Source organism: Flavobacterium collinsii, from assembly GCF_902804485.1.
Classification (GTDB): Bacteria; Bacteroidota; Bacteroidia; order Flavobacteriales; family Flavobacteriaceae; genus Flavobacterium; species Flavobacterium collinsii.
This window is the reverse complement of sequence record NZ_CADCST010000157.1, coordinates 1-19937: the sequence shown is the minus strand read 5'-3', so window position 1 is coordinate 19937 and position 19937 is coordinate 1. Positions and strand designations below refer to the sequence as shown.

General features: G+C 31.4%; 16 protein-coding genes and 2 pseudogenes. 13 read left to right on the top strand and 5 right to left on the bottom strand.

Annotation, left to right across the window (positions count from 1 at the left end; translation table 11 throughout):
- Positions 1 to 677 precede the first annotated feature (677 nt).
- Positions 678 to 2270, bottom strand: coding sequence for a peptide chain release factor 3 (locus tag FLA105534_RS22715; RefSeq protein ID WP_173968361.1), 1593 nt, complete (start codon positions 2268 to 2270; stop codon positions 678 to 680).
- A 154-nt stretch (positions 2271 to 2424) separates the two neighbouring features.
- A complete protein-coding gene (locus FLA105534_RS22710) occupies positions 2425 to 3867 on the bottom strand; it encodes an alpha-amylase (RefSeq protein ID WP_173968360.1) in 1443 nt (480 codons plus the stop codon).
- 541 nt (positions 3868 to 4408) lie between these two features.
- On the opposite strand from FLA105534_RS22710, the gene FLA105534_RS22705 reads away from it, so the two are divergent.
- The 11 genes and pseudogenes from FLA105534_RS22705 (at position 4409) to FLA105534_RS22655 (ending at position 14961) form a co-directional block, all read left to right on the top strand.
- Positions 4409 to 5842 carry a peptidylprolyl isomerase gene (locus FLA105534_RS22705; RefSeq protein ID WP_173968359.1) on the top strand — a complete coding sequence of 478 codons (1434 nt, stop codon included), beginning with the start codon at positions 4409 to 4411 and terminating at the stop codon, positions 5840 to 5842.
- Between the two features lie 78 nt (positions 5843 to 5920).
- Positions 5921 to 6874, top strand: a complete 954-nt coding sequence (locus FLA105534_RS22700; protein WP_173968358.1) for an AAA family ATPase — start codon at positions 5921 to 5923, stop codon at positions 6872 to 6874.
- A 42-nt stretch (positions 6875 to 6916) separates the two neighbouring features.
- Entirely contained in the window at positions 6917 to 7435 is a 519-nt protein-coding gene (locus FLA105534_RS22695) for a beta propeller repeat protein (protein ID WP_173968357.1), read from the top strand.
- Between the two features lie 11 nt (positions 7436 to 7446).
- Positions 7447 to 7809 carry a hypothetical protein gene (locus FLA105534_RS22690; RefSeq protein WP_173968356.1) on the top strand — a complete coding sequence of 121 codons (363 nt, stop codon included), beginning with the start codon at positions 7447 to 7449 and terminating at the stop codon, positions 7807 to 7809.
- A gap of 155 nt (positions 7810 to 7964) precedes the next feature.
- Positions 7965 to 8093: pseudogene (locus FLA105534_RS22685) on the top strand (AAA family ATPase); the annotation flags it as partial.
- A 216-nt stretch (positions 8094 to 8309) separates the two neighbouring features.
- Positions 8310 to 8477, top strand: coding sequence for a hypothetical protein (locus FLA105534_RS22680; protein ID WP_173968355.1), 168 nt, complete (start codon positions 8310 to 8312; stop codon positions 8475 to 8477).
- A gap of 162 nt (positions 8478 to 8639) precedes the next feature.
- Positions 8640 to 8801 carry a hypothetical protein gene (locus tag FLA105534_RS22675; RefSeq protein WP_173968354.1) on the top strand — a complete coding sequence of 54 codons (162 nt, stop codon included), beginning with the start codon at positions 8640 to 8642 and terminating at the stop codon, positions 8799 to 8801.
- Between the two features lie 91 nt (positions 8802 to 8892).
- Positions 8893 to 10044 carry a hypothetical protein gene (locus tag FLA105534_RS22670; RefSeq protein ID WP_173968353.1) on the top strand — a complete coding sequence of 384 codons (1152 nt, stop codon included), beginning with the start codon at positions 8893 to 8895 and terminating at the stop codon, positions 10042 to 10044.
- Positions 10045 to 10137: 93 nt separating this feature from the next.
- Complete coding sequence (locus tag FLA105534_RS22665; protein WP_173968352.1) at positions 10138 to 11310, top strand: hypothetical protein; 1173 nt, start codon at positions 10138 to 10140, stop codon at positions 11308 to 11310.
- A gap of 125 nt (positions 11311 to 11435) precedes the next feature.
- Complete coding sequence (locus FLA105534_RS22660) at positions 11436 to 13631, top strand: peptidase domain-containing ABC transporter (RefSeq protein WP_173968351.1); 2196 nt, start codon at positions 11436 to 11438, stop codon at positions 13629 to 13631.
- Between the two features lie 37 nt (positions 13632 to 13668).
- Positions 13669 to 14961 carry an HlyD family secretion protein gene (locus FLA105534_RS22655; RefSeq protein ID WP_173968350.1) on the top strand — a complete coding sequence of 431 codons (1293 nt, stop codon included), beginning with the start codon at positions 13669 to 13671 and terminating at the stop codon, positions 14959 to 14961.
- Positions 14962 to 15004: 43 nt separating this feature from the next.
- Here the strand turns inward: FLA105534_RS22655 and FLA105534_RS22650 are convergent, their stop codons facing one another.
- From FLA105534_RS22650 to FLA105534_RS22640, 3 genes are read right to left on the bottom strand one after another with little or no spacing between them, the layout of a single operon-like run.
- Entirely contained in the window at positions 15005 to 15913 is a 909-nt protein-coding gene (locus FLA105534_RS22650) for a thiopeptide-type bacteriocin biosynthesis protein (RefSeq protein ID WP_173968349.1), read from the bottom strand.
- On the bottom strand, positions 15894 to 18125 hold the full coding sequence (locus FLA105534_RS22645) for a lantibiotic dehydratase family protein (RefSeq protein WP_173968348.1): 2232 nt from the start codon (positions 18123 to 18125) through the stop codon (positions 15894 to 15896). Before FLA105534_RS22645 ends, FLA105534_RS22650 begins: the two co-directional genes overlap by 20 nt.
- Before the next feature lie 16 nt (positions 18126 to 18141).
- Positions 18142 to 19386 carry a lanthionine synthetase C family protein gene (locus FLA105534_RS22640; protein ID WP_173968347.1) on the bottom strand — a complete coding sequence of 415 codons (1245 nt, stop codon included), beginning with the start codon at positions 19384 to 19386 and terminating at the stop codon, positions 18142 to 18144.
- 112 nt (positions 19387 to 19498) lie between these two features.
- Here FLA105534_RS22640 and FLA105534_RS22635 point away from each other — a divergent pair, with 112 nt between their 5' ends.
- Together FLA105534_RS22635 and FLA105534_RS22630 are read left to right on the top strand one after the other, a co-directional pair.
- Positions 19499 to 19669 (top strand): hypothetical protein, encoded by a 171-nt coding sequence (locus FLA105534_RS22635; RefSeq protein ID WP_173968346.1) that lies wholly within the window; start codon positions 19499 to 19501, stop codon positions 19667 to 19669.
- Positions 19670 to 19839: 170 nt separating this feature from the next.
- A pseudogene (locus tag FLA105534_RS22630) lies at positions 19840 to 19937 on the top strand (AAA family ATPase); the annotation flags it as partial.

Below are 19937 nucleotides of genomic sequence, written 5' to 3'. Positions count from 1 at the left end.
TGAAAATGAAAACACCTAATTTTGTATATCAAAAAACCAGCAAAGAGAACTTTACTGGTTTTAATTAATATTGTAAAACTTGTCAACCTATTTTAGGACTAGTCAAAAGCTAAAATTTTAAGGCAAATTTTGGTTCAATATAAAATGTATGTTAGGAGCTGATAGAAGTTATTCCTTTATTAACGATTTCAGCTTTTTATTTATGAGATCATTTTATTACAGCTGATTTTATAATTGGTGTTCTCTCCTGGTATAGATATTTGAAATGGCTAAAAATGGGCTGAAAGCCCAAAAACATAAAAATAGTGCAACGCACTATAAATTAAGATAATGAATCATATTGCCCTGAAAAGGCATAAGCTGTTACAGGAAAGTCTGGTAAAGAAATTTTTGATAATTTTTATCACTGTGATACAACGGATGTGTGTGAATTTTGTCAATCGGTACAAATCCTTGTGTATTTGCGATTAAAACAAATAAAAATGCATTTTGACGGATTTATTTTTACTTTCGTCGACAAAATTTCTTGTTTTGAATCCATTGCCGTAAATTGCGACTTCCTAAATAAAAGATATTAATTTTGGAACATATTAACTAATTAAGGTTGGATTAATTCAAATTTAAAAAAAGCGCTAATTTTAAATTAGCGCTTTTTTTATTGGATATTTTGAAATTTCTTAGTCAAATTCTGAGGTAAAAAACAATTTTACACTTGGATATTTACTTTGCGTCATTTGAATTGTAAAATCTGAATCAGCAAGAAATACCAACTGACCGTATTTATCGTGAGCGAGGAATTTTTGTTTGATACGTTTAAATTCTTTAAATTCTTCATTTTTAGCATCATCCGGTTTAACCCAGCACGCTTTGTGAACAGGGAAGTTTTCGTAAGTACATTTTGCACCATATTCGTGTTCTAAACGATACTGAATTACCTCATATTGAAGTGCACCAACAGTTCCGATAACCTTACGATTGTTCATTTCCAGAGTAAACAACTGTGCAACTCCTTCATCCATTAACTGATCGACTCCTTTTTCTAATTGCTTAGCTTTCATAGGATCAGCGTTGTTGATGTATCTGAAATGTTCCGGAGAGAAACTTGGAATTCCTTTAAAGCTCATTATTTCTCCTTCGGTTAATGTATCACCAATTTTAAAGTTTCCTGTATCGTGTAAACCTACAATGTCTCCTGGATAAGAAATGTCTACAATTTCTTTTTTTTCAGCGAAGAACGCATTTGGACTCGAGAATTTTAAATTTTTCTTTTGACGAACGTGGTAATAAGGTTTGTTTCTTTCAAAAGTTCCAGAAACGATTTTAATAAAAGCTAAACGGTCTCTGTGCTTTGGATCCATATTCGCATGGATTTTAAACACAAAACCGGTCATTTTTTCTTCTGCCGGATCAACCAAACGAGTTTCAGAATCTTTTGGTCTTGGCGACGGAGCGATTTGAACGAAACAATCTAGTAATTCACGAACCCCAAAATTATTCAAAGCCGATCCAAAAAAAACAGGCTGTAATTTACCATCTAAATAATTCTGACGATCAAATTTTGGATAAACTTCATCGATCAATTCTAATTCTTCACGAAGTTTTTCAGCTGCTTTTTGACCCACAATTTTATCTAATTCCGGATTGTTTTGAACATCAGAGAAAGCAATCGTTTCTTCGATATTTTTACGGCTGTCTCCACTAAAAAGGTTGATGTTTTCTTCCCAAAGATTATAAATTCCCTGGAAATCATAACCCATCCCGATAGGGAAACTTAGAGGCGTAACGGTTAGACCTAGTTTTTGCTCTACTTCATCCATCAAATCAAAAGCATCTTTTCCTTCACGGTCTAATTTGTTGATGAAAACAATCATCGGAATGTTACGCATTCTACAAACAGCTACTAACTTCTCTGTTTGTTCTTCGACTCCTTTTGCAACGTCAATTACAACAATAACACTGTCAACAGCCGTTAAAGTTCTAAAAGTATCTTCGGCAAAATCCTTGTGTCCCGGAGTATCAAGGATGTTGATTTTTTTGTCTTTATAATTAAAAGCAAGTACAGATGTTGAAACCGAAATACCTCTTTGGCGTTCGATTTCCATGAAATCACTCGTTGCTCCTTTTTTTATTTTATTATTTTTTACAGCTCCTGCTTCCTGAATAGCTCCTCCAAATAACAATAACTTCTCTGTTAAAGTTGTTTTACCGGCATCAGGATGCGATATAATTCCAAATGTTCTTCTGCGTTGTATTTCTTTTAAAAAGCTCATATTTCGTATAAATAGGTTGCAAAAGTACTATTAATTACGGCTTAATAAAAATATTCACTTCTTAAATTGGGAAGTCTTTTGTTTTATTAAAGTTGGGTTGTTCAAAAAATAAGGCTGTTTTTTTAGAACAGCCTCAGAATTACGAATTTTGAAATTATTGGTTAACAGACCAAATTGAATATCCTTTTGGAGGACATTGTATTTTTACCCATTTATCGGCCTGAGTTGTTGGATACCAGCTCGAATTTCCGGTAAAATCTTTGATTTGAGTGCTAGCCCAATTGGTTTGAACCCATCTTTCCTGCCAGACGTCAGAGTTATTAATGTAAACAACCAATCCGGGATTTCCGTTGTAACCATTTCTTCGTGCTACATATTCGTCATTGTCAGAATATAAAATTGAAGTTGTTCCGGTTGCTTTATTGTTATGAATCCAGATCAGATTGTTTAGTTTGCTCTTGTCTAACCACTCTTCATAATCTCTGTAAAAAATAGTTGGATAACCTTCATGTGTCAATATATAGGAATACGCTAATAATTTACTCCAGATTTCATCAGTATCGTGATTGGTTACAAAGGTTACAGCTTTGTAAGGGTTTCTTTTCCACATCATATCATCATTCAGTAATGCCAGATTGTTTCCGTCAAAAGCATCATTCATTTTGTAATAACAGGCAAAATCAAAAACCGAACTGTTGGCGTTGTTTGCCCAGTCATTTAGCACATTTACATTAGAATCCCATAATTCTCCAACCGAAAATCCGCCAACATTAGCATTCCAGGAGTTTACTACCCAGGCGCCAAAGCCTTTTACGTAATCGAACCTCCAGCCGTCAAACTTCATCGTATTTTTGTAATATTTACCCACACCGTCAGCTCTTAGCCACAGCCAGTCCTGTACATGCGGGTTGGCATGGCATAAATCAGGAAAGCCTCCAAAAGCGCCTTCGTCGTTATTTCCGTAGCTGTTCTTGTAGAAGTCATTATAATTACGTGTAAACTTTCCGGAAGCCACTCCGCCAAAATTAGTCCAGGTATTGGTTCCCGTAAAAGGATTGGCTTCTGATTGTCCGCCACTATTATGATTGATAACAATATCTGCATATACCTTTAGATTCTCAGTATGTGCATTGGTAATTAAGCTGACCAATTCGGCTTTTGAACCAAATCGGGTTTCTATAGAACCATTTTGATTGTAATCTCCAAAATCAAAATAATCTGTAGGGTCATATCCCATAGAGAAAGCTCCGTTTTGTGCTTTAGAGGCAGGAGGAAGCCATATAGAGCCGATTCCTGCATTCGACCAAGCTGTTACTTTGCTGCTTACCGTATTCCACCAGGTTCCTCCGGACGGAACATCCCAGTAAAAGGCCTGCATCATAACTCCGCCACCAGGATTGTCTACGTATTTTCCGGTTAAGGATGAATTAGACGTTCCGGTACTGAAAGGTCTTCCGTCATGATGTGTAACGTTAATAATTTCAAATTGCTGACTCTGAGCTTTTGAATCTGTTTCAACTGTCTCATTTTGAGAACATGAACCTAAAAATGAAGTAATCGCTGCAATCAGGTAAAGTTGTAGAATTGGTTTTTTCATAATTTTCGATTTGGTTAAGATGAGTTAATAAAGTTTGCAATTGTAATCTATCGGCCTAAAAAGAAGTGTTATTCGTAATTTATCTGCTCTTAAATTATTAATTACGTATCTAAAGTATATGTTTTTTGATTTCATTCGATTTTGCAGGAAAATAGTTATCCCACGAAAACGTTGTAGTGTTGATAACTTTTTTTTGTTACAACCGTATTTAAAGGTTTGAAATTTAGTAAAGCCTGTTTCCAAAACGTATTGTTTCAGGACTTAATAACAACTTAGTGCGATTTTTAGTAGCTATTTAACGGGGCTTAGAAGTCAGTTACTAATAAAATTGAAGACCAGCTCTATAATTTTTTGTTAATAGTATTGCTGATAGTTGTATTATGTAATTGAATTGTTATTTTTGTTCGTTATAAGTCAAAATGAACTAGATCTTAATAGTTTAATGTTTCCGGAAGTATATCCCTGAAGTATTTCAAAGTAAGCTCGGTTTAAGACGAAATTCTAAAGCAAGACCTTATACATTCAAATTAAATTTTAAATAATGTTATTAAAAAAATTATCGCTAAAAACAATTGATTTCAAATTCGTGTTGACAATGTGTTTTTTATTTTTTTTCAACTCAATTATTTCGGCCCAGGAAGTTATTAAGGATACAGTAGTTAGCAAACCCGCTATTGTCGTTCCATCTGGACAAAAGCTAAAAATTGACGGTATTATTGCTACAGTTGGAGATTATATTGTTTTGGATTCGGATATTGATAAAGGATTTTTAGAAATTTCGGGACAAGGAGGATCTACAAAAGACATTACCAGATGCCAGATGCTAGGTAAGCTTTTAGAAGATAAATTGTATGCACATCAGGCGATTCAGGATAGTATTGTAGTGAGTGATGCGGAGATTAGGAGTATTATGGAGGATAAGTTAAGTACAATGACTCAGCAAGTTGGAGATATTAATAAAGTTGTAGCTTATTACAAAAAGAATTCAGTTGAAGAATTTAAAACCTATTTTGCAGATATCTTAAAAGAGCAAAAATTAGCTTCAGAAATGACTAAGAAAATTGTGGATGCGGTTGAAATTACACCGGAAGAAGTTCGTAATTTCTTTAAAAAGATTCCAAAAGAGGAGTTACCAACTTTCGGAGCTGAAATGGAAGTGGCACAAATTGTGGTAGAGCCTAAAGTTTCAAAAGAAGATGAGCAAAAGGTAGTAGATAAGCTGAATGCGATGAGAAAAGATATTCTGGCAGGATCTAGTTTTGCTACCAAAGCCGTTTTGTATTCTCAAGATAAAGCTTCTGTTCCGAGTGGTGGCTTTTATAAAATGAACAGAAAAACGCCCTTTGTAAAAGAGTTTAAGGATGTTGCTTTTAGTTTGAGAGAAGGGGAAGTTTCGGAGCCTTTTAAAACTATTTTTGGATATCATATTATTATGGTAGAAAAAATCAAAGGACAGGAAATTGAATTACGCCATATTTTAATTATGCCTACAATTTCTGAAGCTGCTTTGAAAGAGGCGAAAGAAAGAATTACGAATATTAGAAATAAAATTGTTAGTAAAGAGATTACTTTTGCTGAGGCCGCGAGAACAGAATCTGATGAAAAGGAAACAAGAGCAAATGGAGGGGTTTTAATTAATCCGAATACACAAGATACCCGTTTTGAGTTGACTAAGATGGATCCGACATTATACAGTCAGGTTTCTAATTTAAAAGACGATGAAATCTCTCAACCAGTTTTAAATACAGATGATAAAGAGAAAAAAACGTATAAAATAGTTACAGTTACCAATAGAATTGATGCGCATACTGCAGATTATGCTAAGGATTATACTAAAATTAAAGACTTGGCATTGAAAGAAAAGCAGATCACGACAATTTCAAAATGGTTTGATAATAAAATAAAAGATACGTATATCAAAATTATTGGAGAATACAGAGATTGTAATTTTGTTTACAATTGGCTAAAAAAATAATTTTTATTAAATAAAGAAAAAGAGTTAGTTTTATGAATTCATAATACTAACTCTTTTTAATTTAAAAAACATATCTAAATGTCTGACGTAACAGCAATTCATAATTTAGTTCAGAAACGAAACGAATTAAAAAACGAAATAGCAAAAATTATTGTAGGCCAGGATGCCGTTGTAGATCAAATTTTACTGTGTATATTTTCAGGAGGTCATGCTCTTTTGATTGGTGTGCCGGGTTTGGCAAAAACTTTAATGATTAATACTTTGTCTCAGGCTTTAGGTTTAGATTTTAAAAGAATTCAGTTTACGCCGGATTTAATGCCTTCGGATATTCTGGGAAGTGAGATTCTGGATGAAAACAGATATTTTAAATTTATCAAAGGGCCTATTTTTTCTAATATCATTTTGGCCGATGAGATCAACAGGACTCCGCCTAAAACACAGGCTGCTTTACTTGAAGCCATGCAGGAACGTTCTGTTACCATTGCAGGTCAAAACTATAAGTTAGATTTGCCTTACTTTGTATTGGCTACCCAAAATCCAATTGAGCAGGAAGGAACCTATCCGTTGCCGGAAGCGCAATTAGACCGTTTTATGTTTGCTATTAAGTTAGAATACCCAACTTTTGAAGAAGAAGTTCAAGTAGTGAAACGTACCACCTCTGATGTTAAAACAACCATTAATCCATTATTCACTGCGCAGGAAATTATCGATTTTCAGCATTTGATTCGTAGGATTCCCGTAGCCGATAATGTAATTGAATATGCGGTAACTTTAGTCAGCAAGACACGTCCTGATAATGCTTTGTCAAATGATTTTGTTAAAAATTATTTAGATTGGGGAGCAGGACCAAGGGCTTCTCAGAACTTAATTTTGGCTGCAAAAGCTCATGCCGCTTTCAATGGGAAATTTTCTCCGGATATTGAAGATGTCAAAGCAGTGGCAACCGGAATTTTAAGACACAGAATTATTAAAAACTATAAAGCAGATGCCGAAGGAATAACAGAAGAAGTTATCATTCAGAAACTGTTGTAAAACCGATTATCAAAAGCCTCGTAAATTGCGAGGCTTTTTTTTGTGGATCATCTTTGTGAGCATGCAAAGGGTTTCTGCGCTATCGTTGCCTCTATATCCGATTCATCAGGTTGCAATTCGGTGGATGGTCTGAAGGAAGCCAGTGTATATGCCGTAGGATTCAACGGTGAAATTTGGCATCGACAGCAAGGCATCTGGCAATCAATTGACTCGCCCATCAACTTGGCGCTTCATCAAGTTAAAGTGGTACGTGAAGACCTGGTATTCGCCTGCGGGCAACTGGGCACCTTGCTGCGCAGTAACGGCGAGCACTGGGAAGTGATAAAGCATGACGTTTCGACCGATGACTTCTGGGAACTGGAGTGGTTTGGTGAGCGGCTGTACGTGGCCACTGAGAGTGGGCTTTTCTGGCTGGAGAGCACCGATGACTTACAGCCCGTGGATATGGGCATTACTTCAGCACCCACTTGCCAACATCTGCATGCCGTCGATGGTGTACTGCTGTCCAGTGGGCCTAAAAACTGTGCTGGAGCAACGATGGAGAACTCTGGCATGAGATAACACCTTGATATGTGTTAGCTTACTTTTGGGCTTGGAGGTATTTAGGTGTCAATCCCCTCATTCTCGACCAGTACAATGAAGAAGTCACCTCCCTCGCCATTTTGCGTGCCCATGCCGTCGAGGCGCTGAACTTAGACCTGAGTCAACTGGTGATCCTCGAGAACCACATCAAAGCCCATATTGACGGCCTGTCAGCCGCTGACCTCAAAGGCCTGAATCTACTGCTGGAACAACTCGGTACGAGTGCCCTTTCCGCGGCCGTGCTGGCCTTCCAGATGGGCAGGAGCGCTGCGTTGTTCACTATCTCCAACAGCGTGTATACTTACTTTGACGACGAACGCTACTTCATTGTATGGATTAGTTATGCCGATTAAGAGAAGATATAGTTAGCAGAGATGGTAAAGTAGTGATTCGACCTGTAAATTTAATTTTGATGCCTCCTATTTTTTGATTTCGAATGTAATTATTTAATTAACAAAGCTAATAATGATAATATTTTGGTAGGTGGTAATGTTTTCCTAGTGTGCAAGAAATTGCGGCTGATATTGAAGATGTCAAAGCAGTTGCAACCGGAATTTTGAGACGCAGGATTATTAAAAAATATAAAGCTGATGCCGAAGGTATAACAGGAGAAGTTATCATTAAAACATTGCTTTAATTATATTTTTTACTAGGTAAAATCTTGCTATGTTGGGTTTTGATTTCTGGTTTGAATTTATTTTTTGAAAAAAAAGTAAGAATTGTATTGTGGTTAAAATTATATTTATATATTTGACATTATTAATATTATTCTCATTTATTTTTGAAAATTTATGAATTAATGAGATGATATTGGTTAAAATAAATTATTATTACACCATTAAACCTAACAATTATGAAATTAAGTTTTGAAGCTTTAAAACAAAGAGCAGAATTAGTAACATCTGAAGAAGTTATGAACAGTATATCTGGAGGAGCAGAAGCTGGATGTCACCTTACAGGTATTTTAGAAGTAGATTCAAAAATTATTGGAGCAAAACTTGCGCAAGCACAGCTACAGTAATTTTAAAAATAATTAAAAAATCTTATGGACATAATCCGTGAGATTTTTTTTTGAATTAAACTAAAGCTTTTTATTAGCTTGTTTTAGAAATTTTAAGTTTATCAAATAAAAATAAAATCAGTTTTTAAAATAAAAATCTATTAATAATTAAATTAAAAAATTATGAAATTAAGTTTTGAAGCATTAAAAGAAAGAGCAGAATCAGTTACATCTGAAGAAGTTATGAACAGTATTTCTGGAGGAAAAATAGCAGCAGAAGCTGGGTGTCATCTTACAGGTGTATTAGAAGTAGATTCAAAAATTATTGGAGCAAAACTTGGATAATTTTTCAAGAAAATTCTTTTTTAAAAATTCTTGTGAATTCACAAGAATTTTTTTTTAGGTATTATTGATATAATTAGAATTTTAATAAATTATGATAGATCAAACAGAGTTAGTAAATACAATTAAATTATTGATTTATAAAGAAAATCCATCGTTACTAGAAAAAGTTGATTTTGAAGATGATAATGTTTTCTTAGAGCCTTTGCTGTTTAGCTTTTATAAATTAAAAGAAGATTTTGGATTTTCAGATCATTTACTAAAGGAAATTATACAAGGATATTTTATTTTTCCTGAAAAAATCGAACTTGAACATTCTTTTAGCTCTCAGGAAATAGCTTATGTTCCCAATGTTGGATACTTTAGAAAAAGTACAGAAGAACTAATTGATCCTATCATTATTATCGAAAATACAACCATCGAGCTTTTAAAACATCCGGTGAAATTATTAGAAAATATTTTCGAAAAGTTAGTTTTGTTGCCAAATGAAGAAATAATTATTGATGAAAATATTTATGCCAAAAACATCAAATTACTTACAAATGCGTTATCGTTTATAAAAGAAAACTCTCATGAGCAATACAAATTGATAGAGGAGTGTTGTAAAAAGATTTTAATGTTTAAAACTCATCCTGATAGTATTAATTCTTTTGCTACAAAAAGTGCACATGGAATTGCATTTTTTAACGTTTATCAAGAGGATTACGATGAAGTTTTTTTTGTAGATGATGTAGCACATCAGACAGGGCATATAATTTTGACTACGATACTACATGACAAAAACTCAGTGTTTAAAATAAATGAAAATGAGAGAGTAGAAAGTATAATTGGTTTAGAAGATCATAGAGATGTTTATACCTTAGTTCATGCTTTATATACTTATTATACCACTTTGCTTTGTCTTGACAGTTGTGTAACGAATAATGTCTTTAAAAATAGACAAGAGCATGAAGCATTGGGCAGAATTACATTTTATTTGTTAAAATGTACTTTAGATCTTGATAGATTGAAATTGGTCATTGTTAATTATGGTGAGATAAATGAAGTTTTTACAAGGTTAGGAATTGAAATAGTTGAAAAAATAGAAAATAAATATTTTGAAACTTTGAGAAAATATAAGATTTTATTAGAGGATTTTGACATGAAAAATCAACCGTATAATTTTACGTATTCCCAATTTGCAGAAAGCAACCCTATTGAAGATTTTTATGTTAAAAAAAATCTTCAACTCTACAAGTTTGTATAGCAGTAAAGACTATATAGTATTAAATTGCCCTTAGTTTTATAGCGTTTGATTTTTTTAAATTAGTTATAAAACTTTAGTTTTAAACAAAAAACAATGAATTTTATTGATATTGATCGATTTCTGTCAAACGGCAGAAATATTTTAAATGATAATATAAAATTAGCTCTTTATAAAGAGAATGAAAATATATTTGATGTTATTGACTTTGATAATGAGGAGGTTTTTAATGAACCATTACTATTCTCTTACTTTAATTGTATTGACTCGGAAAGAAGTAATCTCAATAGTTTGATTTGTGGATTTACAGATGTTTTAGAAGAAGTAAAAGTTACAACAGACAACTGTGGACGGTTTTATATTCCAAATGTTGGCTGGTTCTCTACTACATATTTTGATGTGAATTTAGTTTTTAAAATAAAAAACTTTGAGTTATATAAAGATGAGTTAGCTGTAAAATTTCATTTTGAAAAAGTTCAAAAAATTGAAAACACCAAAATTGAAATATTAAAGTATCCAATTTCTTTATTAAAACAGTTTTACTTTAATTACGAAAATAAATTACTTGATGTTGAGGTTGAAGAAATTTCTAAAACTCACTTTGCAACTATTACTGCAGCATACAATCTCATTAAAATGTATTGTCCTGAATATTTTTTATTAGTAGAGAAGTATTCACCAAAGTGTGTTGTCTTCAGGCTTGACAATCTTCAGAGAAACTCATTTGCGGCTCTTTCTGCTCATGGTATCGTTTTTTTTAATGCTTTTCAGGACGATTATAATGAAGTATTTTTTATTGATGATATTGCAAAGCAAAGCGGCCATGTCATATTAAATACTCTTCTTGCAGATAAAGATCTTTTTTTTAAAGGAGATAAAAACTTTATCTTGGATGTAATTGAGATTGAGGAAGTAGGATTTAAAGAAGTTGTTACAATAAATATGAAATTTCATAATATATTTTCTTACTATTGCTCACTCATTTGTCTGGATGCTTGCTTGGATAATAATGTTTTCTGCGCAGAGAAAAAACATGAAGCATTTGGTAGGATTTCTTTTTATTTGAACAAATATGCTCAGGATGTAATTAAAATTGAAAACTTAGCACAAAATTTCTTTTCTGAAAATGGTATGATAATGTATAATGAGATTAAAGATAAGTGTAGTATGATCAAGGAAAAATGGTTTTCAGTGCTAAAAGATATTGATTTAAGTAATCAGCCATATAATTTCACTTATTCAAAATTTTTAGAAATTAATCCAATTTGAAGTCTATGAGATTTTTAGAATTAATGAAGAATTTTAATTTTTATAAATAAGGTTTTATATTTTTCAAAGTCTTCAAAAAAAAGATTAATTACAAGAATTTTTACAAATATACACGTGTTAAGCTTATGGCATTAAAGAATAATTTTCCTTTTTTTAAACAATTAGATTCCCGAGACTGTGGGCCAACTTGTCTTAGAATAATTGCAAAACATTATGGTAAAACTTTTTCAAGAGAATTATTGAGAGAGAAAGCACATATAACAAAAGAAGGAGTGACTATGGCTGGTATAGCGGAAGCAGCAGAATCTATTGAAATGCGCTCACTTGGAATGCGGGTTTCTTTGGAAAGTCTTGTAAATGAGCTTCCTACTCCGTTTATCTCTCCTTGGAAAAATAAACACTTTGTTGTTGTTTACAAAACGAGTAAAACTAAAATTTATGTTTCTGATCCTGCTAAAGGTTTATTAACCTATTCTCATGAAGAGTTTTTACGATCCTGGACTGATTCAGATGATGGTTTGGGTTTTGTATTGTTATTAGAACCAAATACCAATTTCTCTTTACAACAGGATGAGGTAAGTAACAATAAAGGCTTTTCTTTTTTGTTGCCTTATTTTAAGCCTTACAGAAAATTAATTGTACAACTTTTTGTAGGATTATTTGTTGCAACGGTCATACAATTTATTTTGCCTTTTTTAATGCAAACTATTGTTGACGTAGGGGTTAATAATAGCGATATTTCTTTTATTTATCTTATTCTTATTGCTCAATTTGTATTGATTTTGTCACAAACTCTTGTAAGTATTTTTAGAGAATGGATTTTAATACATATAACGAGTCGTTTTAACATAAAAATGATTTCAGATTTTTTATATAAAATGCTTAAGCTTCCTGTTATTTATTTTGATACAAGAAACACCGGTGAACATTTGCAAAGGATTGTTGATCATGATCGAATTCAAAGTTTTGTCTCGTCTTCAACATTAAATATGATTTTTTCAGTAATACTTTTTATTGTATTTAACTGTATATTATGTTATTACAATACAAGTATTTTTGTTGTTTTCATTTTCGGGACAATAATTTATATAGGGTGGACTTTCTTTTTTTTAAAAAGAAGAGCAGAATTAGATTATAAAAGATTTGAAGAAACTTCTTTAAGTCAAACTAGTTTGATACAAATTATTAATGGAGTTAAAGAAATAAAAATTAATAATTCTCAAAGAAAGAATAGGTGGAAATGGGAATTTATGCAGATAAAATTATTTAAGACTTCACTAAGTTCTTTAAAATTAGCTCAATTTCAGTCAATTGGGGCGACATCTATCAATGAGTTTAAAAACATGGCGATAACATTTCTGGCCGCCAAAGCGGTAGTTGATGGAAATTTGACACTGGGAATGATGATTTCTACACAGTATATCGTAGGACAACTAAATTTACCGTTAAACAGTTTTATAACTTTTATTCAAACCTGGCAAGATGCAAAAATAAGCTTAGAAAGGTTATCGCAATTGCATACTCGTGAGGATGAGGATTTAGAACAGAACGAGAAAGTAAGAGAACTGCCTTATAATAAAACAATTGAAATAAAGAATTTATCATTTAAATATGGAGGAAAATCGTCTTCTTTTGTATTAAAAAATGTTTCTTTTTCAATACCGGAAGGTAAAACTACTGCAATTGTTGGCGCAAGTGGGAGTGGTAAAACTACTTTGATGAAATTGTTACTGAAATTTTACAGTCCAACAGAGGGAACTATAAATGTTGGAGATGTTGAATTGAACAACGTCAATAATGATTTTTGGAGAATGAACTGTGGAGCAGTTATGCAAGATACTTTTATGTTTAATGATTCTATAGCTGGAAACATTTCAGAATCAGAGCAGAATGTGGTAATCAATAAGAAGAAATTAGTTAAAGCGGCATTTGTGGCAAATCTGGACGAGTTGATTCAAAAATTACCGGGCAAATATAATACAGAGTTGGGTACATCTGGCATTAGATTAAGTGGTGGTCAAGAACAAAGAATAATGATTGCCAGAGCAGTCTATAAAGATCCGCTGTATCTTTTTTTTGATGAAGCAACCAGTGCTCTAGACGCTAACAATGAAAAGACTATTATGGAAAACCTGAATAATTTTACTATTGGAAAAACAGTCATAATTGTTGCTCACAGACTAAGCACTGTTAAGAACGCGGATAATATTATAGTTCTTGAAAATGGTGAAATTGTTGAAAATGGTAACCACAATGAATTAACCCACTTAAGAGGAAAATATTATGAGTTGGTGAAAAATCAATTAGAGCTAGGGAACTAATAATTAATTTTTCAAAATAATTTTATAAAATAAATATATGGATGAGATAGATGAAAATATAAAAATTCATAGTGAGGAAGTTAGAGATATACTCTCTGATCCTCCTAAATCTATTTTACTTTTTGGTAATACTCTTTTATTTGGTTTCGTGGCCTTATTAGTTTTACTTTCTTGGGTGTTAAAATATCCGGATATCATTTCAGGTCAAATTACAATCACTACTGCAATTCCTCCGGAAAAACTTGTAGCAAAAGTTTCAGGAATGATTGAAGCTATTTTGGTAAAAGATAAAGAAACCGTTTTAAAAGATACTCCGTTGGCGATAATCGAAAATGCAGCAAACTATAATGATGTTTTTCTTTTAAAAAATATAGTTGATACTATCGATATAAATAAAACCAAATTTCCATTTGAAAAATTAAAATCTTTGCAACTGGGTGAAATTGAGAGTGCCTATGCAGTTTTTCAGAAAGAAAGCGCGATAAATGAATTAAATAGCAATCTTCAACCATACAAAATTGAAGGAGCTGCCCAAGGTTATGAATCTACCCAGATAAAAGAACGATTAAATCTTTTAGAATCTCAACGTGATATCAATATCAGTGAATTACAATTACAAAGAAAAGATTTACTACGTTATCAGGGACTATTTAAAAAAGGTATAATATCTACTCAGGAAGTAGAAAAACAGGAATTATTGTATCTGCAATCCGAAAAAAATTTTAAAGGAATTTTAAATACAATCTCTACTTTAAAATCATCACTAAATGAGTTAAATAGGAAAAGCAAATCTACTCAAATTAATGAAAAAACGGAGAACGTTAATTTGGAGCGTAATGTTATTCAGTCATTTTATCAACTTAAGAAAGTTATCAAAGATTGGGAGTTGTCTTATGTTTTACGTTCAGCTATAAAAGGAAAAATAACTTTTTTACAAATTTGGGCAGTGCATCAAAATATTGAAGCGGGCTCTGTTGTATTTGCAGTAATTCCTGATGATAAAAGTAATTATATTGGAAAATTAAAAGCACCAGCCTTAAATTCTGGAAAAATAAAAGCGGGACAGGATGTTACTATAAGATTGTCGAATTACCCAGATACAGAATATGGAGTTATAAAAGGAAAAATTACTCAGATCTCATTGACACCAGATAAAGATAATAATATATTAATTGATGTGTCGTTACCTAATGGATTGGAAACGTCATATAAAAAACAGATTAATTTTCAGCAAGAAATGGTCGGTAGTGCAGATATTATTACACAAGACTTAAGACTAATTGAACGTCTTTTTTACCAGTTTAGAACAATCTTCAAGAGACAGGTTTAGTTCTTTCTTTTATGATGGTGAGCAAATGCACTAAATTATAAATTTAGTGTATTTGCTTTTTGTTTTTTGCTTCTAGCGAATTATAGTGTCTGTATAAAAAATCATATACCACCATTTCGTTTGACCTCCCATTTGATTTAAATAATCGATTAGTTAGCATATGAATATGACTATTTAGGAAGTCATCTAAGTTGAGATTTTGATAGTTAAGAATTTCTGCAACTATTGTAGAAATTGAAAGACTTTTTATTTTTAAGATATTTTCAATTTCGATGTATTGATTTTCACCTATTGTAAAACAATTCATAAATGTTTCAATTGTTTTTCTTTTTAACCTGTATTTAGTATCAACCTGTATTTTTAAGTGCTTATCCATTCTAAACTCGGCAGCGAAATTGTTTTTTAAATTTTCAAGAAGATTCAATTTTTGTTTATTATTGTATTCAAAATCATTTAAAAACTGATCAATAGCTTTTAAGCAAAATAACCATCGTATTTCTTCTCCTTCTTCTCCTTCAATTAAATCGAGGAATTCACTTATCATAACGCTGTCATGAAAAAAAAGTCCCTCAGAAGGTTCAATAGTTTTTTCTCCGTATCGTTCAATTTCTCTTTGATAGGTGTCAATTTGTATTTTCCAGATTAAATCTTTGTTTAAATATTTTTTTAATAAGGGATTAAGTTTATTTATAACTTCAAAATATTCTTGTTCCTTCGAAAATTGAAATCTAATCCTAAGATGATTATCAGGATCTGAATAACGTATAAAAAACCATTTTTTGATTTTTTGACTTTTGATCAATTCCTTTGTTAATGGTTTAAATATTTCAGTTAAAATAAGGTCAGATGTTTTAAAACCGGTATAAATTTTATAATATAACCATTCGTCTCCTACAATAAAATTTCGTTGGATGTTAGATTTTTTTGGCATTTTAGTAGTTAAGTTTTTCATGGTTGTAAAACGAAAGTATTATTTGATTAGAATAGTATTCATCATTCTTATTTTTTACAATACTATCTTCAGAAAATAAAAATTCTATTATCTTGAACTTTTCGCGTGATTTTATTGTATCTAAAAACATTTTTACAGAAGTAATGTTTTTTAAATTAATTAATAGTTGGTTGTCTCCTTCGACTAGCAAAATTAAATCAGGTATTTTGTTATCTTTTTGAAAGTCTGAAATTTTAATTTTTAATTCACAATGATTGTTTAAATTGTCAAAAGCGGGCTTCAATAAATTGGTGTCAATGAACCAAGTTGCTTCATGAAATATGATTTTTCCAAATTCAATTCGTGGAATAAAATTATATTCGCTCACAATATTCCCTAAATCGAAAGTTAAACCAGTCCTTTTTTCGCTAGTTTGCAGATCACATAAAAAATGATATATTGGTAATGATAAATTGGAGTAATTATGGGCATTAGTCAATCTTGGAATTACTTCTTTATTATGTTTCCTGGAACGTAAAATTACTTTGTTGTTTTTAATCGATATATATAAATCGCTAATTTGAATTTGAAATTTACGGTCGATTATGGAGTTTCCTAAGTAAGGAATTTCAAATTCTCTCAAAGAAGGCCTTGCCAGAATATTTCCAATTCGGGCTTGTGGCAGATGTACAATTTCTGCTAAGATTTTAGTCTCATTTATTTTTGTTTCGACATCAATAATTTTTTTTACATGTCGGTGAATATTTTTGTCTCCATGGCAAAATCTTGCCAAAAGATTAGCTCCGCTAGAACCTCCAATATTATCAAATTTAATTTTTTGATTTTCATTAACGGTTACTAATTCAATTATAGTTGACATTGTATCAGGAAGATTGTCCCATTGAACTTGATCGTTAAAAAAGTCATTCTCGTTAAGAGAAATGATGTAATCATTATTTATAAAAGCATTTATTATTTTTTTATGAATAATTTGATTGTATGTAGAAGTGATTTGAGAAGAAAGGTTGTTTCTGTTCGGATCTGCAAAATTTAGATCATCAATTAAAGGATTCAGATCTCCTTGATTTCCTGTTTGCAGATACCCTATGCCAATTTCGGTATCTAGAGCGTGTGCTAATGAAATTTCTCTGCCTTCATATCTTTTTAGAAAACTTTTTTTAAAATCAGATAAATTTTTATTCTCAGAATTTACACTTAATTTATTCAACAATGAAATTGCTTTTTTTACCTCTTCAATAATATCTACGCTTATATTATTTACAGTTGTGGTTAGTGTCATGTCGGTTTGAAACAAGTATTTAGAATCAAGCCCTGTGTCTAATTTTTGGACTAATGAAATAATTTCTTGATATTGTACTATTTGATTGTCATGTGATTTGTCCAGATTAGAAATTAATTTTTTAATTTTTATTAAATCCTTCACTAAATGAGCCGTATTTTCTAAAGGCAATAAAGTTGCAATAATTTGATCATAAAATTCAATTCCAACAATAGATGGTTCTAAGTTGCTTGTTAGTATTTGATTTGCGATTAGGTCATTTACGAACTCAATTGCTAATTCAATATCAATGTTCTCATTTGTAATTGTCTTTACAATGTCTTTAAAAAGTTTGCCGTTTTTAGAAGAGTTTAGAATTTTTGTAATATACTTTGAGTTGTATAATGAAGCAATTTGATGGTTTCTTTTTCCGTCTGTATATATGTACTCTATATATCTGATGTTCTTTCCTACTTGATAAATTGTTTTATTTGGAGAAAAGATAAGCTGTTGCTTTACAAAATCAATTTTTTCAATATTATGCGCTAAAGCAACTAAGAAATTCATATCAAATCTAGTATGTCTTAGATTCTTAGTGCTCTCTTCCAGCACTATATTAGTATTTTTATTTACGTAGCCTATTGCACATCCGGCGAATAGCCCAAATGGGGTGCATCTTGAAGATAAACGAGAAAGGTATTTTAGAAGCGAATACTTGATTTTGTCATCAGATCCTTTATTTGGGGAATTATTTTTCCACTTTAAAATTTCATTGTGAAATTCTGGTGATGCAAGATATATGGCCTCTTTAATTGAGGAATCATCCAGTAAATCTGTTAAATATTTGTTTGTAATTTCTGTTTCTGAAGTAAGGTTTTTAAAAAATGATATTGGTTTTAAAGGGCTTCTGAGAATGTAGTTTTCAAAATGTTTATATGGAATATGCGTGTTCATTTGTTTGAATTATTAGTTAACTTAGCATTAAGCATTCATCCCAATTCGGATCTGATAAACTTAATAAATTTATAATTGTCAATCCAATTCCTGCGATTCCCTCTAGTAATGAAATTTCTTTTTTCCATTCTTCTTTTTCAGGAAACCATTTCTTATACCCTGCATTTCCGTCTTTATGATATGACATTTCTAACCCTTGATTACACCAAAAAAGAGATGCCTCATAAAAAATGGGGTTATTAGTGATTTTAAAAATGCGATTAAAAATTAATGCATTTCCAAATGCTCCATGACATATCCCTGCATCGTTGACCAAGGTTTTTTCAGGTGCTGTTCTGAGTGAAGCATGTGTTAGGATTTGGATGGCTTCTTTAAAAAATATTTTATTATTAAGAACTTTGGCAGCGTTGAGCAAAGTGATGCCAATTCCTAGATCTCCATAGCACCAGGCTAATCTACTGTTTTTGGGGTTGAGATTTTCTTGATGTTCTGAATCTTCTGCTTGGTTATTGGGAAATAATGAAAAACAATCTTCATTTTGATTTTTACAAGAAAGTATAAAATTAGTACTCTCAACAATCATATCTTCGACATGCGGTCTGAAAATATTTTCAGTGTGTAATCTGCACAAAAAATTAGTTATGCTGGTAATGCCATGGCTTAAACTTAAATTATATTCAGATGGCTGATCATCATTGTTTTTCTCTGTAGCCCATCTTATTGTGTTTCCTTTTTTTTCTGAATTATCCCTTAAATAGGTTATTATTCTTAAAAGGTTTTCCTCGTATTTTTTCTTTAAAATTATTGATGAAGTATTTTTATAACGTTTAAGAAAATAAAAACCGTATCCGATACCGCCGTGTAAAAAGTCATAGTAGCTATTTTTAAAATCATTTTTCATTTGACTTAGCAAATAATCGTCCAGGTCAACCAATAATTCGTCGTTATCAAAATCAATAAAATCTTCTTCTAGTAAATGCTCAAGTAGCCATCCAAAACCAGTTATTCCACTGCAATAAGTGGTGTGTGAGTAGCCTTCATTTATTCTTTCGAAACATTTCTTGATTAGTGTAATAGCAATTTCAGATGCGTCGTCGTTATTTTTTAATTTTGAATAATAAAATAAGAAAAGTGAAGTTCCTGAAAGCCCAGTAAATATCCCAATATTTTTAGAATCATTGTCTATTTTTAAAGCCTCATAAATTTCGTCCAGTTTAATTTCTAGTTTTAGATTTATTTTTTTATATACCTGCGTTGTCATTTATTCGTTCTTGTTGATATTTTGTTTTTTTGTATGAAATTTTTGTGTAAATGTATGAAACGTAAGTTTAAAATTATATATTTGATTATTATTAACAAAAAATATTAAAATTATGAAGAAAAAATTGATTGTAGACCTAGTCTTAAGAAAAGAAGTAGTTACAAAGTTAAATTTAGAAAAAATTAAAGGAGGTCAATACGCAGAAGAAGATACATATACTCATAAACAAAGTCCGATGACTTCTTGTAATGGTACTTGTAAAACAGTGCCTGTAAATCAATAAAATTCTTTATAAAAATGTAAAGAGATTGTCTCGTAACTTAAAAAGCAGAGAGATCATTATTAATTTGTCTCGACCTACAAAAGCGATACAGATTATTACATAAAAATAATTAATTAAACAGTTGCAAGACCGTTCTTGCAACTGTTTTTTGTTTTATACATTCTCATTTGAACTTAATTTTGGCTGCAAAAGCTCATGCCGCTTTCAATGGGAAATTTTCTCCGGATATTGAAGATGTCAAAGCAGTGGCAACCGGAATTTTAAGACA

Bases quoted from the DNA above. Each gene is read 5' to 3' on its own strand.
- FLA105534_RS22645 (WP_173968348.1), bottom strand. From the start codon at position 18,125: ATGAACACGCATATTCCATATAAACATTTTGAAAACTACATTCTCAGA.
- FLA105534_RS22650 (WP_173968349.1), bottom strand. From the start codon at position 15,913: ATGAAAAACTTAACTACTAAAATGCCAAAAAAATCTAACATCCAACGA.
- FLA105534_RS22675 (WP_173968354.1), top strand. From the start codon at position 8,640: ATGAAATTAAGTTTTGAAGCATTAAAAGAAAGAGCAGAATCAGTTACA.
- FLA105534_RS22710 (WP_173968360.1), bottom strand. From the start codon at position 3,867: ATGAAAAAACCAATTCTACAACTTTACCTGATTGCAGCGATTACTTCA.
- FLA105534_RS22700 (WP_173968358.1), top strand. From the start codon at position 5,921: ATGTCTGACGTAACAGCAATTCATAATTTAGTTCAGAAACGAAACGAA.
- FLA105534_RS22660 (WP_173968351.1), top strand. From the start codon at position 11,436: ATGGCATTAAAGAATAATTTTCCTTTTTTTAAACAATTAGATTCCCGA.
- FLA105534_RS22670 (WP_173968353.1), top strand. From the start codon at position 8,893: ATGATAGATCAAACAGAGTTAGTAAATACAATTAAATTATTGATTTAT.
- FLA105534_RS22680 (WP_173968355.1), top strand. From the start codon at position 8,310: ATGAAATTAAGTTTTGAAGCTTTAAAACAAAGAGCAGAATTAGTAACA.
- FLA105534_RS22715 (WP_173968361.1), bottom strand. From the start codon at position 2,270: ATGAGCTTTTTAAAAGAAATACAACGCAGAAGAACATTTGGAATTATA.
- FLA105534_RS22635 (WP_173968346.1), top strand. From the start codon at position 19,499: ATGAAGAAAAAATTGATTGTAGACCTAGTCTTAAGAAAAGAAGTAGTT.
- FLA105534_RS22655 (WP_173968350.1), top strand. From the start codon at position 13,669: ATGGATGAGATAGATGAAAATATAAAAATTCATAGTGAGGAAGTTAGA.
- FLA105534_RS22705 (WP_173968359.1), top strand. From the start codon at position 4,409: ATGTTATTAAAAAAATTATCGCTAAAAACAATTGATTTCAAATTCGTG.
- FLA105534_RS22640 (WP_173968347.1), bottom strand. From the start codon at position 19,386: ATGACAACGCAGGTATATAAAAAAATAAATCTAAAACTAGAAATTAAA.
- FLA105534_RS22665 (WP_173968352.1), top strand. From the start codon at position 10,138: ATGAATTTTATTGATATTGATCGATTTCTGTCAAACGGCAGAAATATT.